The organism is Streptococcus parasanguinis, from assembly GCF_016648925.1.
In the GTDB taxonomy this organism is placed as follows: Bacteria; Bacillota; Bacilli; order Lactobacillales; family Streptococcaceae; genus Streptococcus.
The window spans coordinates 42,962-66,246 of record NZ_JACLQX010000002.1 but is presented as its reverse complement, the minus strand read 5'-3'; the positions used below and the strand labels follow the sequence as shown (position 1 = coordinate 66,246).

The window sequence follows — 23,285 nt, the reverse complement described above, 5'->3', positions numbered from 1 at the left end:
TAGTAGGGTGTACAAAACTCAAGCAGATGTGTTTGAGTTTTTTTGTATGAAGAAAATCAAGGAAGAATAAGAATTGGCAGACTGCTCCTCCTTGTTTATAAATGTTTTATTTTCTTGCCCTTGGATAGAAGAAAGGGGAAATCAGTACCAGATAGTGATTTATAATATAGACATCATTGTAAATAATGTCTATATTATTGAATAGTGATGATTTAATTTGAATAGCAAAGGATATTTTAAAAAATAAGTGATAAAATTAAAGGGCGGGCCTTTTGGAAGGCTAACAAAAGTAAAGGAGATAAGACATGAAAAAGCTTCGTTCATTATGGAAAGACTTTTTGAAAAAAGGTTTTGCCATTTTAACAATTTTCATGATGCTAGGTCAGCTTGGTCAAGGGGCTATCACGGCTTTTGCCAATGAGCTAGCAGTCGGGGATAATGGGGCCTTGGATGTTACCCTTATGTATGGGGATAAACAAGATCATCCAGGTGGAATGTCCTATTATACAGGGGATACCATGTCTGGTTATATCCAGATCACCCCTAAGAATTTGACAACGGATATTAATGAGGTAACGGTCACCTTAAATATTCCTGGGAAGTACCTACGAGAAGTTAGTATTCCTGACTTCAATAGTGCCTCAGCACACGATAAACCGACGGTTACAAAAGTTGGTGATGATTACCAAGTTACTCTCCGATTTAACAACTATCAAAAGTCAGAAGTCTTAACTCTGCCTTTTATTGGAAAATTTAAGCTTGGTTATGCACCAACAAATTATTCATTGGATATTACAGGAACATTGAATATCAATGGGCAAGAAACGAAGCTCAATGATATCATTTGGAAACCCAAGTACAATGACTACCGTTTGACCAAGTATATCAACCAAAACTTGAATGAAGCCATGTCCAAGGACTATGCGGAAGCCATGCCTGGAGTGGTCAAAGGGGCTGACGGGAAAAATTATATTGAAACGCCATCATCTGTCCCATTTGCATTTCAATTGGAGGGAATGCAAGGACAGTATGAAGGTCAATACCGTCAATTGGAGTCAGCAACCATCACCGATAAGTTACCAACCTATACAGATAAAAATGGCAATACCCGGACAGCAGTTCTAGATACAGCTAAGTCTGAAGGTTGGGTAGACAATGGAGATGGAACGGTTTCGAAGACATTTACAGCCGTAGCAAATGATAATCCAGCAACGTATCACATAGATCTGATGACTCAAATCAAGAATTCAAGTTACCTCTACTTGAAATTCCCGGATTTGGTATTAGAGAAGGATCAAACGCTGAAGGATGTTCTCAGTAAGGATTTGACAAATGCAGGTAGTGTTGTTGGGATCCCTGCTAACCGTGGAGAGGGAGAACCAGATATTACAGCTGAAGATTCTCTCATTTTCCGCTTGACTTCTCGTGACCTGGAAGGGGCTGGAAGTTTTGCCAAAAAAGCAGATGGTGATGTCTATGATTCAACTGAATATAAAGCAGCAAACTATAAGTGGATCATCGCTTTTGATAACAAAACTCCTTCACCACAAAAGAATTTTGTTTTCTATGATGAGACAGTGGACTCTCGGTTAAAATTTACCAAAATTGATTACGCTCGTCTCATGCAAGGGAATTATGGAAATGGCGAGTTTGTTAGCAAATATGTGAAACGCTTGATCCTTACTTTGGACGATGGTAGTAAAAAAAAATTCAGCCAGAAACTGATAAAGACGGCAATGGCTTGATCGATTTAACCAAGTATGGAACAGTTGTCGGTTGGCGGATGGAAATGAAGGATGACTTTGTCCTTCAATCTGGTCAAGGAATTCGCCTCAATACCTATACAAGCTTCAAAGATCCAGAAAAGACTCGTTACGATGAAAATGATGCGACCAAGAATGAATTCAAGAATACGGGTCGTGTCACTTATCAAACACAATCAAATGTTGCAAAAGACCAAACATCAAATTGGACCTTTAAGCTGATTCCTTTGAAGGAAAGCTTTGAGATTTCAAAAACGACGGATTATAATAATGTTCGTTATACTGATGGACAAAATATTCGTTTTGGTTTGATGGCAACGAAAGTGGTCTTGGATCCTGATAAGGATTATGGAGACCTGCGAATCATTGATCTGTATGATCCAAATACCCTTAAAGTCGACTATAAAGATTTTGAGAGAAACCTTGCCTCTAATGAAAAAGGTATGAAATTCTTAAAGAGTTACGATGTCATTGAAAACTATCACAACTCTGGACGGACAGCTCTCATCATGCATTTGGACCAAAAAGAGTTTATTAAGGCTTCTCTGAAAGATCTTAACCGCGTGCGTCTACCGTTTATTGTGGCTGATCTGAAAGGGAAAGATGATGGTGGTACCTTCACAAATAAAGTATATGTCGCTGGAAACGGGATCCACGATCTTGAAAATGCCAACCCTGATCGGGTCACGGAAGACGTTTACGATCTGAATGGAAATGGTTCAACAACGGATAAAATCCCATATGCTCAATCAAACTATACGATTGTTGCGGCTGAAGGAATCTATGCACGCAAATATATCGCTAAAAATGATGACCTGTCAGACGCTTCGATTGTGACACGTACCTTCAAACCAGGTGAAACCTTTAACTACAAACTCACCATTAAAAATAATACGGATAAGGCAGTAGAAGACGGAGTCGTCTATGATGTCCTACCAAAAGTAAAAGACGTTAACACACTAGACGGATCTGGTCGGATGACAGAATACACGGTCATCCTTCGTGGACCAGTGACAGCTCCAGAAGGATGGACGGTCTACTATACAACTGATACAGGCGTTACGACAGATACCATGGCGCAAGCTGCTGACAAGGATATCTGGACGACAGCTGTGGCTGATTACAGTCAAGTAACAGGAATCAAGTTAGTTGCAAATGCTGCTACTACAATTCCTGCGCGTGGAGAAGCAAGCTTTGGTGTCCCAGTCGTGAATCCAAGTGAATTGACCGATGAAGTCAAGGCCTTGATGCAAAAACGCACCAAAGATAATGAAGATAACGGCGGTCGTTCTGGTCTTGTTCAAGCCCATAACCAGTTTGGTTACAAGGCGAAAGGTCATGAAGGAAATCGTGAGTCTAATACCGTAACTGCACAAATCTTCTCGGCTGTTTTCCACGTCAAGAAGGTGGACAAGGATGATCCTAAGAAAGTCCTTGAAGGTGCTGAATTTACTTTAACAGATGCGAATGGTGCGGTTGTTGCGACGGCAAGTTCTGATAAAAATGGAGAACTTTCCTTTAACACCTTAACAGAAGGAACCTATACACTCAAAGAAACCAAAGCCCCTGCAAACTATAAGTTGGATGAAACTGAACATGCAGTAGTTGTTGCTTATGATGCAGACAAACAAATCTATCATGTCACAGTGGATGGACAAGCGGTCGGTTCCAAAGCAGTTCCAGTTGAGATCGCTAATGAAGTAGATATCAAGTATCTGGATCTTGAAGCTTCAAAAGTTTGGGATGACCAAGACAACCAAGAAGGGCTTCGCCCAGCAAGTGTGGAATTCCAACTCTATAAGAATGGCAAAGCTCAAGGGAAACCAGTTGCTGTTTCAGCTGCAACAGACTGGAAAGCCCACTTTACGAATCTTCCGGATAAAGACAGTGATGGCAAGCTCATTACCTACACTGTCAAAGAAGTGAAAGTACCGACTCATTATACAGTCGATACAGAAGAAGCTAGCTTCACAGATGGAAAAGCCACCATCACCAACAAGCGCATTCCTGAGACAACGACGGTTACAGTCAAGAAAGTCTGGGATGATGGACAAAACCAAGATGGTCTTCGTCCAACGACCATCAAAGTTCACCTCTTGGCAAATGGAACAGAGGTGCAAGCTCTTGATCTGACTGGTGAAGGAGATGAATGGACTCATACCTTCACAGACCTACCAGTCTATAAAGATGGTCAAAAAGTTGTCTACACAGTGACAGAAGACAAAGTGGACAATTACACCACTAAGATTGATGGAACAACGATTACCAATACTTACAAACCAGGTAAAACGAGCCTCACTGTTACGAAAAACTGGAAGGATGCCAATGACCAAGATGGCCTTCGTCCAAAATCCATCAAGGTTCAACTCTATGCTGGCGATCAAAAGGTTGGTAAGGCTGTTGAATTGTCAGCAGATAATCAATGGACCCATACCTTCTCAAACCTAGATGAGAAGAAAGCTGGCCAAGTCATCAACTATACGGTGAAAGAAATCGATGTCCCAGAAGGCTACACACAAGCCGTCGAAGCAACGAATCCAGGTCAAGTAGTCGTGACCAATACGCACGAACCAGAAAAGACCAAAGTAGAAGTGAGCAAGAAGTGGGAAGATGGAGACAACCAAGATGGCCTTCGTCCAGCCAGCATTCAAGTTCAATTGTACAAAGATGGTCTTGCGACGGATCAAGTGGTAGAACTTTCAGCTGCGAATGACTGGAAAGGTGCATTTGAAAACCTTGATGCCAAGGCAGCTGGAAAAGCCATTACTTATACCGTCAAAGAAGTAACGGTCCCAGATGGTTACAAAGTAACGGTAAATGATAAGGACAAGGCCAATGTTGTCTTGACCAATACGCATGAACCGGCTTTGACAGAGATGAAAGTCACGAAGAAATGGGAAGATGCCAATGACCAAGATGGTCTTCGTCCAAAATCGATCAAGGTTCAACTCTATGCTGGTGATGAAAAAGTAGGAGATCCAGTGGAGTTGTCAGCGGACAATCAGTGGACTCATACCTTTAGCAAATTAGCTGAAAAGAAAGATGGTCAAGCTATCAGCTACCGTGTGGAAGAAGTCTCTGTTCCTGAAGGCTACCAAGTCACTGCTGATACCTCTGATGCTGCTCACACGATCTTGACCAATACCCATACGCCAGAAGTAATCGATATTCCAGTGACTAAGATCTGGAATGACCAAGACAATCAAGATGGTCTTCGTCCAGCAAGTATCGTGGTGAATCTTCTTGCCAATGGTGAAAAAGTTGCTCAAAAAGAACTCACCAATGCGACAGATTGGAAAGAAAGCTTCACAGGTCTACCAAAATTCAAGGATGGAAAAGAAATCGTCTATACCCTCCAAGAAGAGAAGGTAGCTGATTATACAACTGCGATCGATCAGGCTGCTTATACCATTACCAATACCCATGCACCTGGTAAAACAAGCGTCACGGTCACTAAGAAGTGGGATGATGAAAATGACAAGGATGGACTTCGTCCGAAGAGTATTCACGTTCAACTCTATGCCAATGATCAAAAAGTCGGTCAAGAAGTAGAATTGTCAGCTGAAAACAAGTGGACCCATACCTTTGCAGATTTAGATGAAAAAGCAAATGGAAACACCATCACTTATACAGTGAGAGAAGTCAGTGTTCCAAAGGGCTATGAAGCTCGTAACGACGAGGATGGTAAAGGAAATGTTGTGATTACCAACAAGCATGTTCCAAAAGAAACTCCAAAACAACCAACTCCTCCAAGTTCATCTGAACCAAAGAAACCGGGTCAACCTGAACCTAAAAAACCAAGTCAACCAGAGCCGAAGAAACCAGGCAAGATCTTAGGATTCTTACCAAATACAGGTACGACCATCTCTATTATTAGCCTAGTTTTAGCCTTTGTCTTAGCAAGCATTGCAGCTTATATTTTGAAGAAAAAGAAAAAATAAGCTAGTGCTTCCTTTATAAAATGAAACAAACACCAGAGATGGTGTTTGTTTTTTATAGTGGCCTCTTATAATTGTTTAGTGATCGTTCTCATGGGCGCTCGCTCTATTTTTCAATTCCCGAACGTTTTCAAGAAAACTTCAGAAAATTCTTGACTTCTGATGAAATAGGCGTATGATTAGTTGTGAACTGTTGAACAATCCTTTTCAAGAGAAACCCTGATGTCGACTAAGGGATCTGTGAAAGGTGAAGCGGTTCAAATCAAAAATCTACAGAGCGTTGCGTCCGAAAGTCTAAACAGACACGGCTCTTTAAAAACAAAAGGAGAAGATTATGAAAACAGAACCGATTCATCGTACCAGTATGTGGAAATTTAAGTTAAGTGCTGCCACCATGACTTTGATTCCCGCTGCCGTGGGGATTAACTATGTTGCCAAAGCCTTGGCGGAGGGGTTAAAGTTGCCCGTTTGGCTGGGGTCTTTGGGAACCTTTCTTGCCAGCATGTTGGCTGGGCCGGTTGCCGGTGCCATCAGTGGTTTCATCAACAACGTGATCTATGGGCTGACCTTATCGCCAATTTCAACCGTGTATGCGATTACCAGCATCGGAATTGGGATTGCTGTCGGAGTTTTGCACGCCAATGGGTGGTTCTCGTCAGCGCGACGAGTATTTGTTTCTGCTATTATTATTGCCATCGTTTCAGCTGTCATTTCAACGCCACTCAACGTCATCTTTTGGGGTGGTCAGACCGGTATCGCTTGGGGTGACTCATTGTTTGCGGTAATGGTCGCCAATCATGCACCAGTGTGGCTGGCCTCATTTACCGATGAGTTTGTCTTGGATATTTTGGATAAAGTCTGCGTGGCCTACCTGGCATTCTTCATCTATCGTCAGCTGCCGAAGCGGATGGTGCACTTCTTTAGCGGTGATAAATGATGACTGATCAAACATTGATTTCTGGAGCGCCACGGGTCAAGCTCAAGTGGTACCAGGTGATCGATCCGATTACTAAGCTCTTGTTCATCTTGGACATGACGTTGTTGAGCTTTGCCAGTATGAATTTATTGCTTCAGGTCGGATTAATTCTTGTCGCAACACTGCTATTGTTATTTTCCAAATTGAGTTCTACCACCTTTAAGGCGCTAGGATTCAGCCTGTTTCTGATTTGCACTATGCTGATCATCCAAGGGTTATTTTACAGTCGGAATCAAACTGTGCTGTTTTCTGTGCTTGGGGTATCGTTCTACAAAGAAGGCCTGATTTACGCCACCACTCTGGGTTGTCGAGTATTGGTGATTATTTTGACCAGTGGCTTTTTTATGGTGACCACGAGTATTTCAGAAAACGCGGCCTATTTGGAACTGTCCGGATTGTCTTATAAAACCGTCTACGTTCTGATGTCGGTCTGTTATATTTTGCCGGAAATGATGCGCAATATGCGGAAAATCCAGCAGGCACAAAAAGTTCGCGGAACCAATCCGCAAAAAACGTTGATTCAGAAATTAAAGTCAGTCCTGCCGGTTCTAATTCCATTGGTGATTAAGACCTTGGATCAATCGATGGCACGGTCGATTTCTCTCCAACTGAGAGGTTTTGATAATCTCAACCGGACTGTCAGAACCTCCCAGCGCGTGTATCGCCTGTCGCGGACGCTGCACATTGGTCTGACTGGATTGGCAATTTTATTGATTGGGTGGAAGATATGGACGAAGATAAACGGATTGTAATTGAAAATTTGACCACCCGTTATCCGGGTACTGAGCGACCACAACTGCGTCAGATTAACGCGGAGGTTCATACCGGCCAGGTGGTTGGGATTATCGGGAATAGCCACTCCGGCAAATCGACATTGTGCCGTGTGCTGGCAGGGATCATTCCCAAAATGGTGTTTGCTGAGATTGAGGGCGACTGGCACATGTTTGGCCAGCGAGTGTCCGACAATTGGCCCGTTTATAATGCCATGAATGGAGTTGTACTGCAAAATCCAGCTGGCCAACTAAGCGGGTTGGCAGACACGGTTGCCGATGAAATTGCCTTTGACTTGATTAATCAGGGAATGGCTGAAGGACTGATTCAAAAACGGGTTGAAGAAGTTGCCACGCAAATGGGGCTGATTGAACAGCTGAATTTGCGTCCTGAGAGCCTTTCCGGTGGTCAGATCCAGCGGTTGGCAATTGCCACGGCGATTGCGACTAACCCGGCTGTTTTGATTATGGATGATCCGACCAGTCAGATGGATCCCCTTGGCCGCCGACAATTTTTCCAATGGCTGGCCCAAGTCAAAGAGACGACTGTCTTCATTGTCACCAGTGAAATTGACGATTTGTGCGAAGTCGCCGACGTTGTGTGGGTGCTGCACGAGGGTCAAATGGTAGCCCAGGGCAGGCCGGGTGAGGTGTTTAATCATTTGGCAGCTGACTGGCAGATTCCAGCCCCGACAATCCAGCAACTTGCTCAAAAAATGGATTGGCACTTGGCTGATGGCCGGTATCCGGTGAATGACGCTGAACTGAAGGAGGTTTGTTATGTCCACAATTGAACTGAGCCACCTGACGTTCACTTATCCGGAACGGTCCTTTAGCTTGGATGTTGAAGACAAACTCTTCGCCGATCCGATGGTGGCGATTGTCGGCCAAAATGGTGCCGGCAAATCAACGCTCTTCAAATTGTTGACGGGCTTGCTGACACCACAAACCGGTGTGATTAAGATCGATGGAGAAAATTTTAATGATCTTAAACCAGTCGAAAAGTTACTGAAGGTTGGGATTACTTTTCAGAATCCTGACGATCAGCTTTTCAACCCGACCGTTCAACGAGAGGTGGAGTGGAGTGTCGCGCAGGTCATGGATGACCACGACACGATTACGAGGCGGGCTTTAGCGGCTCTAAAAAGAGTTGGCTTGGATGATAAAACAGCTGAAAGTCCATATGACCTGTCATTGTCGGAACGCAAGCTGTTGAGCGTTGCCACAGTTTTGGCAGTGGATCCGGCGATTTATTTATTTGATGAGCCGATGATGTCGCTTGATTGGGAAAGCCGGCGCAAGTTGACCGCAATTTTCCATCAGTTGGCTGATTCGGGCCACCAAGTTGTGACCATCACCCATGACATGGATTGGGTCGCCGCCGAGTTTGAGTCGGTGTATGTTATGGAACACGGGAAGTTTGGCTTCGCCGGCAGTCCACGGGAATTGTTCAGCGATCACGAACTTGTCCAGCGAGTGGGATTACTACCACCGCGGATTATGGACATAGCGGAGTCGCTGGGTGATTCACAGACATATTTATCGGTTAATGATTATTACCAGAAAAATCGAGATGTATAGAAAAAGTCACCTCTGCGGGTTTTCCAGGTTGAAGGATTAACTTCAGCTTCTGGCAAGAACTCACATGGGTGACTTTTGTGTTTAATAACGTTTCATGATCATCGGGTGCTTCCTCAGATCACTCGGTTTGATTTTACTTTGTTTCATGGTCATAATCATATACCATTTCTTTTGGATCTTTTGTTTGACTAATACAAAATAGGTCTTCATAGGTCTTCGCATTTTTAGCGCCCATTAGGATCATCAGTATAATTTTCTGAATTAGGAGACTGTCCCATCACTATTCGAACTTCGTCTCCCAACTTACGCTGTTCCCATTCATCCGCGAATCCTTTAAATCGCAATTCTGGAACTTTCTTTTTAACTGAATCATCTATTTTCGCCATAGTCCCCACCATTTTATTGGTTTTTCTTGATTTACCTTATCAACAGTCTCGTTGGTTGGTACCAATGGACCAAGGTGGCTAAGAAAGGCTACTAGTAACAATCAATAAAATACAAGAGGTGGGCATATTGCTCCACCTCTTTTTATGATATACTAGAGTAGTTTTTGAGACTTGTAAAAAATGTGATTTTCTAGTTCAAATTTATAAAAAGAAAAGGGGAGAACATGGACATCTTTTTGAGGAGCATATCAGGGATTCTCGTCATCCTGGGCATGATTTTAGTGGGCTTTGTCATAGGTGAAAAAGGCTGGTTCGACGACAAGTCACGTGGCCTGATCGCTAAACTGGTCACTCAGGTTGCTCTTCCCTGCTATATGCTCTACACCATCACGCAGCGTTTTACAGCAGCAGATCTACTTAAAATGTTGCCAGCCTTGCGGTTTCCTGCCCTGTCTATGGTTATTTTGCTTGGTATCGCGACAGCAGTAGCTAGGATCTTTGCGGTGAGAAAGGACCGTCGTGGCCTCTTTATTTCCATGTTTTTTAATTCCAATACGATTTTTGTGGGGCTCCCCATCAACCAGGCCCTTTTCGGGGATGCCAGCATTCCCTATGTTTTGATCTATTACATGTGTAATACGACCTTGTTTTGGACCTTGGGGACCTACCTGATCCAGCGAGATGGCGAAGGAGAAGCGCAGTTTGATATCAGAACCAGTCTGAAAAAAGTCTTTTCTCCTCCCCTCATGGGCTTTCTCTTAGGGCTAGTCTTGGTGATTCTTCATATCAAGCTCCCTGCCTTTCTAGCCAGTGATTTGCAGTATCTGGGCAATTTAACAACTCCTTTATCCATGATATTTATTGGTTTATCAGTGTCCAATGCAGGACTAAAGCAGCTGACTCTGAAAAAAGACCAATTCTTAATCTTGTTAGGACGCTTCGTGGTTGCCCCTCTCTTGATAGCAACCATCGTCTACTGGGTGCCTCTTCCAAGCTTGATGAAGCAAGTCTTTATCATCCAGTCCGCTATGCCTGTGATGACCAATGCGCCAGTTGTTGCCAGACTTTACGGAGCTGATAGTGATTATGCAGCCGTCATGGTGACAGAGACGACCCTTGCAACCATGGTGGTGATCCCTATTCTCATGCTGTTGATGGCTTAACAAATAGAAAATACAAAAGCTCAAGTTTTTTGAAAACTTGAGCTTTTCTTATAACAAGGCTAACAAGATGGTAAGGACTAGAGCGATGCCCATCCGAATCAGGTGGTGAGCTGGATGGAAGTTTCCTTTGTGTTTCCCATTCCAATAGGCCCCGTAGCAAATCAAACCACAGCCGATCAACCAAAGGACTAGAGAGACAATCGGTAAAAAGAAGTAGAGGGTGAGAGATAAGGTCGCAAGACTACTTCCGATGAGGAGAAATGTATTTCCTAGAGTGTGATTTCCTTTTTTAACTTCAGAAAGAGAAGCCAATAAGTGAAGAAGAGCAAAAGCAAGGGCAAAGAAGGCTGTCAAAAAGCCGAGAAGAATGGGGAAGAACATAGGGTTTCCTTTCTAAGATATGATTGCCTGAGTACTATTTTTTATGACTGATTTTATGAAGAATCATAAATGATACTACAAGATTTAAAATAATAACCAATAAGGTAAAAAGAGAGTAACCATAAAGTGTAATTGGAATTTCATTTTTGAGGGAAATGATAGAAAAGTAACTTGTTAAAATGCCCGTTAACAACCCAGGCACGTATTTTCGTATAACGATTGTTTGAATCAGATGTCCGAATACATGGTAGATATAAGCGATTATGATGCTTGCGTAAATGCTATAGTTATTAAACTGGTAACTAAGATATAGAGACGTCATTAGGATGAGAAATTGCTCCAAGACAATAAAGTTGAAAGCAAAAGGAGTGTAATAAGTTAGGATTCGATTGTTTGGATACTGGATTGATATTTTTTTGACAAAGGATGGCATCCAAACGATTTCTTCCAGTTCGTGAAGCATGAAGAGTGATGGAAATAGAAAGTAAAATTGTACGCTGGTCATTGAAAATACTCCCTTCTAGTTCGACCCCACTTTTAAAATCTCCAAATAAAACTGGGTCACTTCTTGTTCGGTGTAAGACTTGCCTTTTTTCAACCACCAGCTGAGGGTTTCGATGAAATGGCTGACGACCAGGTGTTTGAGGTAAGAGTGAGGGAGAGTTGGATGGGCCTTGATGAGTTCGTCGGCTACCATTGGGTAGACATCGTGTTCTAGTTCTTTTCGCAGTTGCCGTATAAAATAATCGTTTTTAGAGAGCAAGAGACTGGTCACATGGTCTTGATTTTTCTTGAAATGCTGGAAGATATGGGCCAGATAGTCTTGTGGTGAGAGGTGTTCAGCACGCTCAAAGAGATGGTGAAAGAGTTTTTGACAGAGTTCATCTAGCAATAATTCCTTGCTCTCGTAATGGCTGTAAAAGGTCGAGCGCCCCACATCAGCAAGGTCTATAATTTCCTGAACGGTGATGGCCTCGTAGTCTTTTTGGTTGAGTAAGTGTAAGAAAGCTTGATAGATAGCTTTTCGAGTTTTGGTGATGCGACGATCCTGAGTATTCATATGGACAATTTGAACAAATTGTTCAGTAACGTACACCCTAAACAGTTTGCTCCTATCCTTTCTGTTGATAGTAGTGGATAATAGATAATGAACATGATGTTCATGAATCTATTATATCAGAGGATTAAGGATTATGAAGACAAAACATGCGGTCTGGATCGCTTTTTTCTTGAATTTGAGTTATGCCATTGTTGAGTTTATTGCAGGAGGGATTTTTGGATCCAGTGCAGTCCTTGCGGATTCGGTCCATGACTTGGGGGATGCAATCGCTATTGGGATCTCCGCCTTTTTGGAGAGTATTTCCAATCGTGAAGAAGACAGCCACTATACCTTGGGCTACAAGCGCTTTAGCCTTTTAGGGGCCATGGTAACAGCTGTGATTCTCATGACAGGGTCCGTTCTGGTTATTTTGGAAAATATAACGAAATTGGTTCACCCACAACCTGTCAACGATGAGGGCATTCTCTGGCTTGGAATCATAGCCGTCAGCATCAATGTGCTAGCGAGTCTCGTCATTCGCAAAGGGCAAACCAAGAACGAATCCATTCTCAGCCTGCACTTTCTGGAAGATACCTTAGGTTGGGTGGCTGTCATCTTAATGGCCATTGTTCTCCGATTTACCGACTGGTATATCCTGGATCCGCTCTTATCTCTTGCCATTTCCATCTTTATTCTGTCAAAAGCCATTCCACGTTTTTGGAGCACGCTCAGGATTTTCCTGGATGCCGTGCCAGAAGGAGTAGATATCCAGCAAGTCAAGAGTGATTTGGAACAGTTGGACCATGTGGCTAGTATCAATCAGCTTAATCTCTGGACCATGGATGGGCTGGAAAAGAACGCCATTGTCCATGTTTGTCTAGAGCATGTCAACCACATGGAGGTTTGTAAAGAAGCGATTCGTACCTTGCTCAAAGATTGTGGCTTTCAAAACGTCACCATTGAGGTAGATGAAGACTTGGCAACCCACCGAGCTCACAAGAGAAATATCGAAGACCTGGAAACTGATCAAGGTCATGGGCATGATCATCACCACCATTAATGACGACTTGGTATGAGCAGAAGCTCGATAAAAAGTGTATACTATAGATAAGTAAGCAATAGAAAGTAGGTCGTCCCTATGAAGAAAACAGTCTATACAGAAGCTGGGCAAGTGGGCCTTGTAGAAGTGGAACGTCCACAGATCGAAGCGCCAGATGATGTCATTCTCCGTATCGTTCGCACCTGTGTCTGTGGATCCGATCTATGGAGCTACCGTAATCCAGATATTGAAGCGGGGCACCAAAATAGTGGCCACGAAGCCATTGGGATTGTCGAAGAAATCGGTGAGGCCATTACAACGGTCAAACCGGGAGATTTTGTCATCGCACCTTTCACCCATGGCTGTGGAGAGTGTGATGCCTGTCGTGCTGGCTACGATGGGACTTGTGACCGTCATATCGGCACCAACTGGTCTGATGGAGTGCAAGCGGAGTACATCCGTTTCCACTTTGCTAATTGGGCCCTTGTCAAGATTCCAGGGCAACCTTCTGATTATACAGAAGCTATGCTTAAATCCTTCTTGACGCTAGCAGATGTCATGCCGACGGGCTATCATGCGGCGCGTGTAGCAGATGTGCAAAAAGGTGACAAAGTCGTGGTCATTGGGGACGGTGCCGTTGGTCAATGTGCAGTGATCGCAGCTAAGATGCGTGGTGCGTCTCAAATCGTCCTTATGAGTCGCCACGAAGACCGTCAACAGATGGCCTTGGAGTCAGGCGCGACAGCGGTTGTGGCTGAGCGTGGTGAAGAAGGGATTGCCAAGGTTCGTGAAATCCTCGGAGGAGGAGCAGATGCGGCCCTTGAATGTGTCGGTACCGCGGCAGCTGTCGATCAAGCCCTTGGGGTCCTTCACAATGGTGGACGTATGGGATTTGTCGGTGTGCCACACTACAATAACCGTGCCCTTGGTTCGACCTTCGCCCAAAATATCTCAGTGGCAGGTGGAGCAGCCTCAGTTACTACTTATGATAAACAAGTTTTGTTAAAAGCAGTTCTTGACGGTGATATTAATCCGGGTCGTGTCTTTACTTCAAGCTATAAACTGGAAGATATCGACCAAGCTTATAAGGACATGGATGAACGTAAGACTATTAAGGCTATGATTGTACTTGACTAACAAAAAATTCTAGTAGAGGATGTCTACTAGAATTTTTTTGTAGTGAAATCAGTTTTATTTCAAATCCGACATCACTTGTTTCTTGGTGAAGGTGCGCTCTTGTTTGTTAGCTAGAGCCTTGATGCGAGCATCTAGGAGAATGGCGCGACCTTCGACACTTCGGGTATAGACGAGGTCATACTTGCCTATACTCTTTCGGATTTGCGCGACAAAGGCTTGGGCATCCTCTTTCCGTTTGTCAAAGAGGCTTGGTACAGCGAAATATTCTGTTTGATCGGATACCTTTTCCTGTGCTTTCAAGATATAGCGCTGATTTTCAATCGGTGCGAAGAATTCGATTATGGTTTGCGAGAAGAGTTCCTTCTCCCGCATGGTTCCGCCCTTCAAATAAATCAGCGTGTTGATGGCATCCTTTCTGTCTCGTACGACTTGGATACGGGTCTCCTGGGTTTGAATATGCCCAGAGAGGAGCAAGGCTTGGTGAATAGCTTGTTCAAAGACCTCTAACCGTTTATAAGGGCTCTTATAGAGATAGTAGCGGAGCCAGGCAAGGAGAGCGAGAACAGCTAAAACGAATAGAAGAATTAGAGACGCTTTATTCCCTCCTCCTCTATGTGAATAGTAAAAAAGGTTGGCGAAAGCATCGGTCAAAGTGGCGGCCGTCAGCCAACGAGCCAGCTTTCTGGCATCGAAGAATAGGGCCAGAGGCAGGAAGTGTTTATCCACTTGGACCTCATTTGCAATCTCCATATTCTCCAGAATAGGCAGGGCTTTTTGCCAGCCGTCTCGGAGTTCTTGACGATGGGTGGAGCGCTCTAAGGTCTCTTCATTGAGTTTTTGTAACTGTTTTTTGGTATAGCGAATATTGTCAAAGGCTAGGCGTTCGATACCGGATTCGATGAAGGGCTCCTTGTAATGAAGGCCTAAAAATTGCTTCATCCGTCTTTCTAAGAGCTCCAAATCAGGACTGTATTCTTTCAACTGATCAGTGATGGCTTCGATCTCTTCCTTTTCAAGATCGGACTTTTCATACCATTTCTTTAGGGAAAGGTTGATAGAGACTAGATGCCAGATGTTACTGGTCTTGTCTGGATCCTCAGGCCACACTCGGATGGCACGACCCCGCATTTGGTTACTGAGCATAAAACTGCCGACAAAGCTCGCTAGGATCAGGGAATTGACGCAAGGAGCATCCCAGCCTTCCCCTAGAAGTGACTTGGTTCCAATAACAACCTGGATGAGGCCCTCTTGAAAGAGCTGGGTCACGGCTGTCACCAAATCATGCTGAGAACCAACCAAGCGAACCTTGAGAAAGTCATCAGGAGATAATTGGCCGACACTTTGGTAAGTCAGTCGATTCCCTCCTAGAAGCTCTTCTAATCTTGGCTTAGCGACCGTCGGGATGATGACGATACTGCCGGTCAAGACAGCGATGGCAGGAGGAGTTGCTTGCTCTAAGCTTTCCCTGCGAATAGATTCGAAATAAGAGAGCACTCCCAATTGAGTAAATTGGGCGTCCTTATCTCCTAGATGAACTTCAAAATCTTGGCGGATATAGTCTGTTAGGACCAGTTGGCGCAGTCGGCTTCCAAGAGCCTGGTATTCCGCCTTGAAAATTTCTCGGACTGCATTGAGTTTTCCGAGGGATTGATTGAGCAGGAGGTCTTGTTTTTTGTTGCGGACCAGTTTAACTTGTTTTCGATCGATTAAGCTGGCTGCTTTTAGTTCATGGAGGACTTGCTTCTCGTATTCCTCAGGTAGATTGTACCAGTGAGGTACCTGAAAGAGCAGACCTTGCAGGAGAATTTCAAGCCAGTCCAGGGTGAAAGCAGGTAGTTTCTTGGCTCCTAAGAGGTCCTGGAAACGTTTGGGAAAGACGATTCCCTTGCTTCGAAGAAAGATCAGGGTAGCAGAGAGATACTTGGGATCATTGAGCAATTCATCATCGCTGATCTGACCCGATAAGGCTTGGCAGTTTTGGAGGTATTGGCAAAAGAGGGGATCGGAAGTCAGTTGCTGCAAGAAAGCATTCTTTTGTTGGCTAAAGGCGTCCAACTGCTCTTGCTCTTCCTTGGTTGGAAAGGCAAAGTAAACATAGTCTTGATGGGGACAAAGGGTGTCTTCTTTGACCAATTCGGGGACGGTGATTTCCTCATCGATCTCACCACACATGCGGATATAGCGATCCCAAAGGGCAGGATCCCCTTCATAGGGAGGGGTAGCAGTAAGGGAGATCATCTTTAAGTCAGGGAAGGCTTGACGAAAGGCTTCCAAACTCTTCCACCACTCATTACGCAGGTGATGACACTCATCCAAACAAAGGGTTCCGAGTGAGATGGCTTGGAAAGTAGTAAAGATATCAAAGCCTTTGAAATCAAATGTTTCAATCTCTGCCTGGTCATCGGTATCCTCAGCTTGTGATTGACCGACGACTTGGTTCATGGCGCTGTGTAGGGCCTGATAGGTAGCCACTGTAATCAGCTTAGGGTGTTTGAGGTCCTGAGAGATCAATTGCTCCGCTTGGCTTTCATCACTCAAGAATGCCTGGATAATCCGGTCCACCCATTGCTGACGAATGGTGACCGTAGGAGCCAAGATCAGGGTTGGCTGGCCAAAGCGTCTGATAAATTCGATTCCCAGGGTTGTTTTTCCAGAGCCAGGAGCTGCTACCAAATGTAGATGGCCATCCGCCATAAAAGCGTCACTCTTATCGAGAACGCGTTTTTGATAGTGTCTCCATTGGCCTGTAAAGGCTAGTTCTTGTAACATTGGTTTCCTCCCTTGTACTGTCCCCATTATATCATAGCGGAGGACAAGAATCTTTTGGTAGAAGCTGAAGATTTCTACTTTCAAATGGAAATGGCAAACAGGAATCATTCGTACAGAGCTAAAAAGGCCTAATCATTTGATTAGGTTTTTTCATGTTAGTCTTTTTTTGTTTTACGAGAGAGTCCAAAGGCAGCACCCATGCTAAGAAGACCAAGACCTAGAGTCGTCAAAGCAATGGAGTTTTTGCTTCCTGTATTTGGAAGACTTGCTTCTTTTTGAGGAAGAGCTGCAGGTGCGATATAGACTGCTGTTTTGGCAGGCTCGTTTTTAGCTGGTGTGAATACTGTCGGTTTCGCAGGAGTTACAACAGCTGGTTTTTGAGGAGTAGGAGTCGGTGTTGCAGGCGTTTGGATGCTAGGAGTTTGTGGTTTTGCTTTTGCCACACGGTGGGTTTTTGAAATCAACTCATACTTGTCTGTTTGTACCTTAAAGACACGACCTTTTTGGACGGTTTCAACGACTTTATTGGCAAATTGAACGTTCAACAAGTCAGCAAAGTTTTTGTCAATATCTAGGTAGAGACCATTTGTCCCATTGACCAATGGAGCAAAGTCTTTTTTAATATATGTATATGTTTTACCAACTACGGTCAAAGAGATACCGGCATCTTGAAGGGCCTTCAGTGTTGCTTCTTTGGTTGGTGTATCTTTTGTAAGATCAATGTCTTCGTCTGTGATCAAGAAAGCAAAGCGATGATTGTTTGCTCCAGTCCCCCAGTTATAATCCGCTGAAGTAGCGATATGGTGCAACGGAACAGTAGCATTTTCATAACCACCGTAGGTTTTGATTGCTTTTAAAGCAGAAATAAAGCTTTCTGGATCTGTTGTGAATTTTGATCCATTAAAATCATGGTAGTTGGTATGCTTTGAGTCTTCATAATCAACCAATCCCAAGCGTGCTTGGATATTTTTTGCAGATAAATTACGGACGAATGTCTCAACATTTTTCATCGTATCATTGATGTGGGAATCCATTGAGAATGATTTATCAATGACAAAGACGATGTCGGATGTTCCTTGGACTTCTTTTTTATTGACCACATCTGCTTCTTTTGTCACTTCGACTACAGTTGTTTTGTTGACTGTTTCTGTAGTTGTCTCAGTGTAGTCAGCTGTTTCTTTAGTTGATGTAGCTGTCTTGGTAGATGACACTGGTTTTGAAGTGCCAACAGGTGTGTCTTGATCGGCTAAGCTAGTCGTTTTGATAGTTGCTGTTGAAGTAGTGGTGGTGTCTGCGCCGTCTGTTTTAGCAGATGGGCCAGTTTTCTTGACGTCCACAGCAATGACATCTCCAGCTTTTGCTTTATCAGCGGGAACAACTGGTGTATTGGCTTTGGCGGTGATTTCTTCTGTTGCAGCGGATAGGTGATTTTGCTGCTGTAGTAGCTGCAGGAGCAGCTTGGGTTGTGCTAGGTGCAACGTCATCAGCAGAAGCAATAGTAGTCCCTGTGAAGACCGTTCCTAAAACAACGGAAGCTAAAGTTAAAGTTTGTTTACGTGAAATAGTATATTTTTTCAAAATACGTCCCCTTTTTAATAAACTTTTTTCTATCATACAGGTTTTTGAAAAACTTGTCAACGGTATAATAATCAAGGGTTTCACTGACTTTTATATTCCTAATTATTGATAAATAACCAAACAAGAAAAATATGCATAAAATAGGTTTAATATACAAAATATATAATAAAAAATAGGATTCCTAGCAATTGGCAAGAAACCCTATTCTATCAGTATTTCTACTCTATTTTTTTGCCGTAAAAAATACTAGCTAGTCACTTTATTTATGTCTCTAAATCAACACATAGATTTCAACCGCTTGTCCAGCACCATTTTCATTGTTGGTCTTTGTCACGACAGTCGCTCCGTCTTTCACTTCTTGTGGAGCGTTGCCCATAGCGACCCCGATGCCTGCTTTTTTGAGCATAGGGAGGTCGTTGAAGTTGTCTCCCATGGTGAGGACTTCTTCTAAGCACAAGTGGTAGTGGTTGGCTAGCTCAACCAGAGCATCCTCTTTGGAGACCTGCTTAGCCGTGACTTCTAGGTAGTTGGCTTTGGAGAGATAAAAGGCGGTAGAAGGGAAGTCGTCGGCAGAAATAGTGCGATAGAGAGCTTGGATCTCTTCTGGCTCTCCAATTAAGAGCAATTTGTGGAGGGGCTTAGTCGCATCCAGCAAAGGATCCAATAGGGGAAGAATGAGAGGTTTTTCCCCTGTAATCCGGGCTTCCTCTTGACTCCATTGGTCAAGTCGGTCGGTCATCCAGTCTTTTCCACTATAGAGGTTGATCGAAACCTGAGGAAAGTGTTGGTTGACCCAGTCGATAAACTGACGAGCTTCATTCTTGTCTAAGGGATGCTCAAACAGAACCTGCTCGCCTTTTTGAATCAAGGCCCCGTTGTAGCAGGCCATGGGGCAGTCTTCTATACCGAGTTCTTTGGCAATGGGTGCCATTCCTTTGGGGGAGCGAGCAGAGGCTAGCACGAAAGGGATCTCTTCACGCTTTAAATCTGGGATCAATGCTGCCAACTCTGGGTCAATCTGATGGTGGTCATTTAAGATGGTGCCATCGATATCGCTGATGATGAGACGAATGTGAGACATAAAGATTACCTCCTAATAGAGAATAGTGGTTTCGTTGCCGACTTGTTTAAGGATGTCAGGGCTTGGTTTTTGATCAGTAATCCAATAGTCAAATTGTTGGAGACGAGCGAGATAGTAGTTGGCATGTTGGTGGAACTTGGTACTTTCTGCCACCAGCACCTTGGTACGAGTCCGCTCAAAAACGAGAGACTTGACTGCAACGTCTTCAGCATCCTCAAAGGTGACTTCGCCATTGGCTAAGCTACTCGCTCCAAAAAAAGCGAGATCAAAGCGAAGATTGTCCAGTATTTGTGCTTGATTCGCGTCATAGTAGAAGCGGTTTTTAGGGTAGAATTTTCCTCCTAAAAGATGAAAGTCAACCTGGGAATGGCTACTGAGCTGGATGGCATTGTCAAGGGAATGCGAATAGACTGTGACTTCCTTATTAAGCAAGCCAGCAAGCAGGGTCATCGAGGTAGAAACGTCGAGAAAGATCACTTGGCCATCTTGGATCAATTGCAGGGCCTTTTGAGCCATAGCAGTCTTTTCCTTGTTGGCTTTCTGACTACGGTCTAGGTAAGAAGGGCCGGGTTCTTTGTTTAAGGGGAGGAGTCCACCATGGGTCCTGCGGACCAGCTGGCGCTGACTAAGGAGAGCGAAGTCTCGACGGATGGTATCTTTTGAGACCTTGAAATAGTCGACCATTTCTTTAGCCGATAGCTGTTTTCGCTCTTCTAAGAGTTCTAATATTTTTTCGAGTCGTTGTTCCTGATACATGAGCTCGCTCCTTGTTTCTGTTCTTGCCTATATTCTACATCATTTATTAAGTTAATGCAAGTGTTTTTAATTATTTTTAAGCATTTATGATCTTTTTCCTTGTAAAGCCTTATTCTGACGTTTGTTTTAAAGGGGAAATTCTGCTATAATATGTCAAAATAACGTGGAGGTTTCCTTATGGCCAGTGAATATGAAAAAATGATTGCGGGTGACTATTATAGACCTGCGGACCCTGAATTACGGGCTTTGGCAAAAGCCTCTCGGGAGAAACAAGAGGCCTTTAACCAAGAGGTGGATCCTAAAAAGGGGGCATCCATCATCAAAGAGTGGTTTGGATCAACCGGTGAAAACCTCTATCTCAATCGCCAGGTTCTTGTGGATTATGGGGTCAACATCCATCTGGGAGAAAATTTCTATGCCAATTACAACTTGACCATGTTGGACATTTGTCCTATCACGATTGGAAAGAATGCCATGATTGGTCCTAATTGCCAATTTTTGACCCCCTTACACCCACTGGATCCAGACGAGCGCAATTCTGGTCTCGAGTACGGGGCACCAATTACGATAGGAGACAACTTCTGGGCAGGAGGAGGTGTCACCATTCTTCCTGGTGTGACGCTGGGAAACAATGTGGTTGCTGGCGCAGGAGCAGTGGTCACCAAGTCCTTTGGAGACAATGTGGTCCTTGCAGGAAATCCAGCCCGTGTCATTAAAGAAATACCCGTCAAAAAGGAGAAGGAATGATCCATCGACATGAAATTCCCATTTTAGAGTTTGACGACAATCCACAGGCAGTCATTATGCCGACCCATGAGGGGTTAGACCTGCACCTACCTGAAAAATGTGTTTATGCTTTCTTGAAAGATGAGATTGATCGCTTTGCCAAAGCTGTTGGAGCCAAACAAGTAGCTAGCTTTGTCTCAGCGACTAAGACCTATCCGGTCTATGTTATGGAGCACCAAGGAGAGGAGATCGGCTTGGCCCAAGCGCCAGTTGGATCTGCAGCTGCTGCGCAATTCATGGATTGGTTGATTGGCTATGGAGTGAAGAAGATCATATCGGCAGGTAGCTGTGGGGTCTTGGTGGATATAGAAGAAAATGCCTTTTTAATCCCGACCAAGGCCTTGCGAGATGAAGGAGCCAGTTACCATTATGTCGCGCCCTCCCGTTATATAGAGGTGGACGGTCGTGCCCTGACTGCTATTGAAACAGTTCTCAAACAAGCGTCCATTCCTTATCAAGAGGTCATGACCTGGTCGACCGACGGTTTTTATAGGGAAACACCTGACAAGGTGGCCTATCGCATCGAAGAAGGGTGTAGTGTGGTGGAGATGGAGTGTGCTTCACTTGCTGCAGTGGCCCAACTTCGTGGGGCGATTTGGGGCATGCTCCTATTTACCGCAGATTCTCTAGCAGATCTGGAAAATTATGACCAACGTGACTGGGGCTCAGAAGCTTTTGAGAAGGCCTTAGAATTGTGCCTTGAGATGGTTCATCACTTATAAATCTTTTCTTTTTTTATGATACAATGAAGCTATGTTAGACAAATTATTTTTTAAACAATGGCGGGCCAAATTGACTCGCTTGTCTCCAGCAAGGCGGATCTTTCTCAGCTTTGCCTTGGTTATCCTGATAGGCTCTCTCTTACTGAGTTTGCCCTTTGTCCAGCAAGTAAGCTCAACAGCAGGCTACATCGACCACCTCTTTACCGCGGTCTCTATGGTCTGTGTGACAGGGCTCTTTACCCAGTCGGTGGCTTCGACCTATAATGGCTGGGGGCAATTGATTTGTATGCTCTTGATTCAGATTGGAGGCCTAGGGATTTTGACCTTTATTGGTCTCTTCTTTATGGAAAGTCGCCAAAAGCTCAGTTTCAAGGACCGGCAGACTATTCGGGACAGCTTTAGCTTTAGCAATAATCAAAGCTTGACCCGTTTTGTCCGCTCCATCTTTATTACCACCTTTACCATCGAAGGTGTCGGGGCCTTGCTCCTCATGACTCGCTTTATTCCTCGCTTTGGCTGGGGCCATGGGATCTTTAACTCCATCTTTGTCGCAGTTTCCGCCTTTTGTAATGCGGGCTTTGATAATTTTGGGGGCGATAGTATGATGAGCTTCCAGACCGATTGGTTGGTCAATATGACCTTATCTGCCCTTATTATTACTGGGGGCTTGGGCTTCATGGTCTGGTTTGACCTGGCTACCAAGGCCCGTAATCAATCAGGACGGCGGACTCTTCGCTTCCATACCAAGGTGGTTCTCTGGTTAACAGCTGCGATCCTTCTCTTTGGGACAGTAACCAGTCTCTTGACCGAGTTTAATAATCCAGCAACGATTGGGTCCCTTCCATTAGGAGAGAAGATCTTGGTCAGCTTCTTCCAAACTGTCAGTATGCGGACAGCTGGTTTTGCATCCTTAGATTATACAGCAGTCCGGCCAGTGACGCTCTTCGTCTATCTCTTGCAGATGTTTTTAGGTGGAGCACCGGGTGGGACAGCAGGGGGCATGAAGATCACCACCTTCCTGGTCCTCTTGCTCCTGGCTCGGAAGGAACTATTGGGGCTACCACATACCAATTTAGGAAAACGTACCATTTCACCAGACATTGTTCAACGTTCCTTTGGGACGGCGGTGATTTTCCAGTTGACCTTCTTAGTGGGTCTATTAGGAATCTGTTTGGTGACGCCGGATGGCCAACGCTTTATTTATTTGGTCTTTGAGGTGGTATCCGCTCTAGCGACAGTAGGCGTGACAGCCAATGTGACCTCGACCTTAAATGGGGCGGGACTAGCCATTATTATGGTCCTCATGTTTATCGGACGGATTGGTCCTTTGACCCTTATGGTCAGTTTGAACAATTACCAAGCCAAGAAAGCAGATACCTTGCAGTATGCCAAGGCAGACATCATTATCGGATAGGAGAAA

General features: G+C 44.2%; 20 protein-coding genes. 12 read left to right on the top strand and 8 right to left on the bottom strand.

The features are described from left to right. Nucleotides 1–305 precede the first annotated feature (305 nt). From H7T97_RS10225 to H7T97_RS01095, 6 genes are all read left to right on the top strand, one after another. Nucleotides 306–1,745 (top strand): hypothetical protein, encoded by a 1,440-nt coding sequence (locus H7T97_RS10225; protein WP_260314032.1) that lies wholly within the window; start codon nucleotides 306–308, stop codon nucleotides 1,743–1,745. After that, complete coding sequence (locus H7T97_RS01115; protein ID WP_260314031.1) at nucleotides 1,742–5,704, top strand: Cna B-type domain-containing protein; 3,963 nt, start codon at nucleotides 1,742–1,744, stop codon at nucleotides 5,702–5,704. Before H7T97_RS10225 ends, H7T97_RS01115 begins: the two co-directional genes overlap by 4 nt. A 331-nt stretch (nucleotides 5,705–6,035) precedes the next feature. Further along, the gene (locus H7T97_RS01110) at nucleotides 6,036–6,638 is read left to right on the top strand and encodes a hypothetical protein (RefSeq protein ID WP_021153833.1); all 603 of its coding nucleotides are present in this window, start codon (nucleotides 6,036–6,038) and stop codon (nucleotides 6,636–6,638) included. Continuing rightward, nucleotides 6,638–7,429, top strand: coding sequence for an energy-coupling factor transporter transmembrane component T (locus tag H7T97_RS01105; RefSeq protein ID WP_021153832.1), 792 nt, complete (start codon nucleotides 6,638–6,640; stop codon nucleotides 7,427–7,429). Before H7T97_RS01110 ends, H7T97_RS01105 begins: the two co-directional genes overlap by 1 nt. Continuing rightward, a complete protein-coding gene (locus H7T97_RS01100; RefSeq protein ID WP_021153831.1) occupies nucleotides 7,405–8,241 on the top strand; it encodes an ABC transporter ATP-binding protein in 837 nt (278 codons plus the stop codon). Before H7T97_RS01105 ends, H7T97_RS01100 begins: the two co-directional genes overlap by 25 nt. Then, nucleotides 8,228–9,028: an energy-coupling factor ABC transporter ATP-binding protein gene (locus H7T97_RS01095; protein ID WP_021153830.1), complete on the top strand. Its 801-nt coding sequence runs from the start codon at nucleotides 8,228–8,230 to the stop codon at nucleotides 9,026–9,028. Before H7T97_RS01100 ends, H7T97_RS01095 begins: the two co-directional genes overlap by 14 nt. 224 nt (nucleotides 9,029–9,252) lie before the next feature. Here the strand turns inward: H7T97_RS01095 and H7T97_RS01090 are convergent, their stop codons facing one another. Next, entirely contained in the window at nucleotides 9,253–9,414 is a 162-nt protein-coding gene (locus tag H7T97_RS01090; protein ID WP_021153829.1) for a hypothetical protein, read from the bottom strand. Between the two features lie 224 nt (nucleotides 9,415–9,638). Here H7T97_RS01090 and H7T97_RS01085 point away from each other — a divergent pair, with 224 nt between their 5' ends. Next, on the top strand, nucleotides 9,639–10,577 hold the full coding sequence (locus H7T97_RS01085; RefSeq protein WP_201089025.1) for an AEC family transporter: 939 nt from the start codon (nucleotides 9,639–9,641) through the stop codon (nucleotides 10,575–10,577). A 48-nt stretch (nucleotides 10,578–10,625) separates the two neighbouring features. On the opposite strand, the gene H7T97_RS01080 is transcribed toward H7T97_RS01085, so the two are convergent. From H7T97_RS01080 to H7T97_RS01070, 3 genes are read right to left on the bottom strand one after another with little or no spacing between them, the layout of a single operon-like run. Continuing rightward, nucleotides 10,626–10,958, bottom strand: a complete 333-nt coding sequence (locus tag H7T97_RS01080; protein WP_201089023.1) for a glucuronide permease — start codon at nucleotides 10,956–10,958, stop codon at nucleotides 10,626–10,628. Between the two features lie 34 nt (nucleotides 10,959–10,992). Beyond that, nucleotides 10,993–11,463: an HXXEE domain-containing protein gene (locus tag H7T97_RS01075; RefSeq protein WP_003008702.1), complete on the bottom strand. Its 471-nt coding sequence runs from the start codon at nucleotides 11,461–11,463 to the stop codon at nucleotides 10,993–10,995. A 15-nt stretch (nucleotides 11,464–11,478) separates the two neighbouring features. After that, nucleotides 11,479–12,018: a TetR/AcrR family transcriptional regulator gene (locus tag H7T97_RS01070; protein ID WP_207185529.1), complete on the bottom strand. Its 540-nt coding sequence runs from the start codon at nucleotides 12,016–12,018 to the stop codon at nucleotides 11,479–11,481. Between the two features lie 133 nt (nucleotides 12,019–12,151). Here H7T97_RS01070 and H7T97_RS01065 point away from each other — a divergent pair, with 133 nt between their 5' ends. Together H7T97_RS01065 and H7T97_RS01060 are read left to right on the top strand one after the other, a co-directional pair. Further along, the gene (locus H7T97_RS01065) at nucleotides 12,152–13,057 is read left to right on the top strand and encodes a cation diffusion facilitator family transporter (RefSeq protein WP_070665585.1); all 906 of its coding nucleotides are present in this window, start codon (nucleotides 12,152–12,154) and stop codon (nucleotides 13,055–13,057) included. Nucleotides 13,058–13,135: 78 nt separating this feature from the next. Beyond that, nucleotides 13,136–14,173: a zinc-binding dehydrogenase gene (locus H7T97_RS01060; RefSeq protein WP_070665582.1), complete on the top strand. Its 1,038-nt coding sequence runs from the start codon at nucleotides 13,136–13,138 to the stop codon at nucleotides 14,171–14,173. 54 nt (nucleotides 14,174–14,227) lie between these two features. Here H7T97_RS01060 and H7T97_RS01055 read toward each other — a convergent pair whose 3' ends face one another. The 4 genes from H7T97_RS01055 to H7T97_RS01040 all read right to left on the bottom strand — a co-directional run bounded on the left by H7T97_RS01055 (nucleotide 14,228) and on the right by H7T97_RS01040 (nucleotide 20,357). Next, complete coding sequence (locus tag H7T97_RS01055; protein ID WP_201089021.1) at nucleotides 14,228–16,942, bottom strand: DEAD/DEAH box helicase family protein; 2,715 nt, start codon at nucleotides 16,940–16,942, stop codon at nucleotides 14,228–14,230. A gap of 155 nt (nucleotides 16,943–17,097) precedes the next feature. Beyond that, the gene (locus H7T97_RS01050; RefSeq protein WP_260314029.1) at nucleotides 17,098–18,438 is read right to left on the bottom strand and encodes a vWA domain-containing protein; all 1,341 of its coding nucleotides are present in this window, start codon (nucleotides 18,436–18,438) and stop codon (nucleotides 17,098–17,100) included. Between the two features lie 353 nt (nucleotides 18,439–18,791). Beyond that, nucleotides 18,792–19,601, bottom strand: coding sequence for a Cof-type HAD-IIB family hydrolase (locus tag H7T97_RS01045; RefSeq protein ID WP_201089018.1), 810 nt, complete (start codon nucleotides 19,599–19,601; stop codon nucleotides 18,792–18,794). A gap of 12 nt (nucleotides 19,602–19,613) precedes the next feature. After that, nucleotides 19,614–20,357: a DeoR/GlpR family DNA-binding transcription regulator gene (locus tag H7T97_RS01040; protein ID WP_156671803.1), complete on the bottom strand. Its 744-nt coding sequence runs from the start codon at nucleotides 20,355–20,357 to the stop codon at nucleotides 19,614–19,616. Between the two features lie 177 nt (nucleotides 20,358–20,534). Here H7T97_RS01040 and H7T97_RS01035 point away from each other — a divergent pair, with 177 nt between their 5' ends. Genes H7T97_RS01035 through H7T97_RS01025 form a run of 3 tightly spaced genes read left to right on the top strand, consistent with a single transcriptional unit; the run spans nucleotide 20,535 to nucleotide 23,279 of the window. Further along, complete coding sequence (locus tag H7T97_RS01035; RefSeq protein ID WP_070449322.1) at nucleotides 20,535–21,104, top strand: sugar O-acetyltransferase; 570 nt, start codon at nucleotides 20,535–20,537, stop codon at nucleotides 21,102–21,104. Continuing rightward, entirely contained in the window at nucleotides 21,101–21,865 is a 765-nt protein-coding gene (locus H7T97_RS01030) for a nucleoside phosphorylase (RefSeq protein WP_201089016.1), read from the top strand. The genes H7T97_RS01035 and H7T97_RS01030 overlap by 4 nt, the downstream gene beginning before the upstream one ends. A gap of 31 nt (nucleotides 21,866–21,896) precedes the next feature. Continuing rightward, on the top strand, nucleotides 21,897–23,279 hold the full coding sequence (locus tag H7T97_RS01025) for a TrkH family potassium uptake protein (protein ID WP_201089014.1): 1,383 nt from the start codon (nucleotides 21,897–21,899) through the stop codon (nucleotides 23,277–23,279). Nucleotides 23,280–23,285 lie beyond the last annotated feature (6 nt).

Bases quoted from the DNA above. Each gene is read 5' to 3' on its own strand.
- H7T97_RS01060 (WP_070665582.1), top strand. From the start codon at position 13,136: ATGAAGAAAACAGTCTATACAGAAGCTGGGCAAGTGGGCCTTGTAGAA.
- H7T97_RS01030 (WP_201089016.1), top strand. From the start codon at position 21,101: ATGATCCATCGACATGAAATTCCCATTTTAGAGTTTGACGACAATCCA.
- H7T97_RS01085 (WP_201089025.1), top strand. From the start codon at position 9,639: ATGGACATCTTTTTGAGGAGCATATCAGGGATTCTCGTCATCCTGGGC.
- H7T97_RS01070 (WP_207185529.1), bottom strand. From the start codon at position 12,018: ATGAATACTCAGGATCGTCGCATCACCAAAACTCGAAAAGCTATCTAT.
- H7T97_RS01090 (WP_021153829.1), bottom strand. From the start codon at position 9,414: ATGGCGAAAATAGATGATTCAGTTAAAAAGAAAGTTCCAGAATTGCGA.
- H7T97_RS01100 (WP_021153831.1), top strand. From the start codon at position 7,405: ATGGACGAAGATAAACGGATTGTAATTGAAAATTTGACCACCCGTTAT.
- H7T97_RS01080 (WP_201089023.1), bottom strand. From the start codon at position 10,958: ATGTTCTTCCCCATTCTTCTCGGCTTTTTGACAGCCTTCTTTGCCCTT.
- H7T97_RS01045 (WP_201089018.1), bottom strand. From the start codon at position 19,601: ATGTCTCACATTCGTCTCATCATCAGCGATATCGATGGCACCATCTTA.
- H7T97_RS01075 (WP_003008702.1), bottom strand. From the start codon at position 11,463: ATGACCAGCGTACAATTTTACTTTCTATTTCCATCACTCTTCATGCTT.
- H7T97_RS01035 (WP_070449322.1), top strand. From the start codon at position 20,535: ATGGCCAGTGAATATGAAAAAATGATTGCGGGTGACTATTATAGACCT.
- H7T97_RS01065 (WP_070665585.1), top strand. From the start codon at position 12,152: ATGAAGACAAAACATGCGGTCTGGATCGCTTTTTTCTTGAATTTGAGT.
- H7T97_RS01025 (WP_201089014.1), top strand. From the start codon at position 21,897: ATGTTAGACAAATTATTTTTTAAACAATGGCGGGCCAAATTGACTCGC.
- H7T97_RS01095 (WP_021153830.1), top strand. From the start codon at position 8,228: ATGTCCACAATTGAACTGAGCCACCTGACGTTCACTTATCCGGAACGG.
- H7T97_RS01040 (WP_156671803.1), bottom strand. From the start codon at position 20,357: ATGTATCAGGAACAACGACTCGAAAAAATATTAGAACTCTTAGAAGAG.
- H7T97_RS10225 (WP_260314032.1), top strand. From the start codon at position 306: ATGAAAAAGCTTCGTTCATTATGGAAAGACTTTTTGAAAAAAGGTTTT.
- H7T97_RS01105 (WP_021153832.1), top strand. From the start codon at position 6,638: ATGACTGATCAAACATTGATTTCTGGAGCGCCACGGGTCAAGCTCAAG.
- H7T97_RS01110 (WP_021153833.1), top strand. From the start codon at position 6,036: ATGAAAACAGAACCGATTCATCGTACCAGTATGTGGAAATTTAAGTTA.
- H7T97_RS01055 (WP_201089021.1), bottom strand. From the start codon at position 16,942: ATGTTACAAGAACTAGCCTTTACAGGCCAATGGAGACACTATCAAAAA.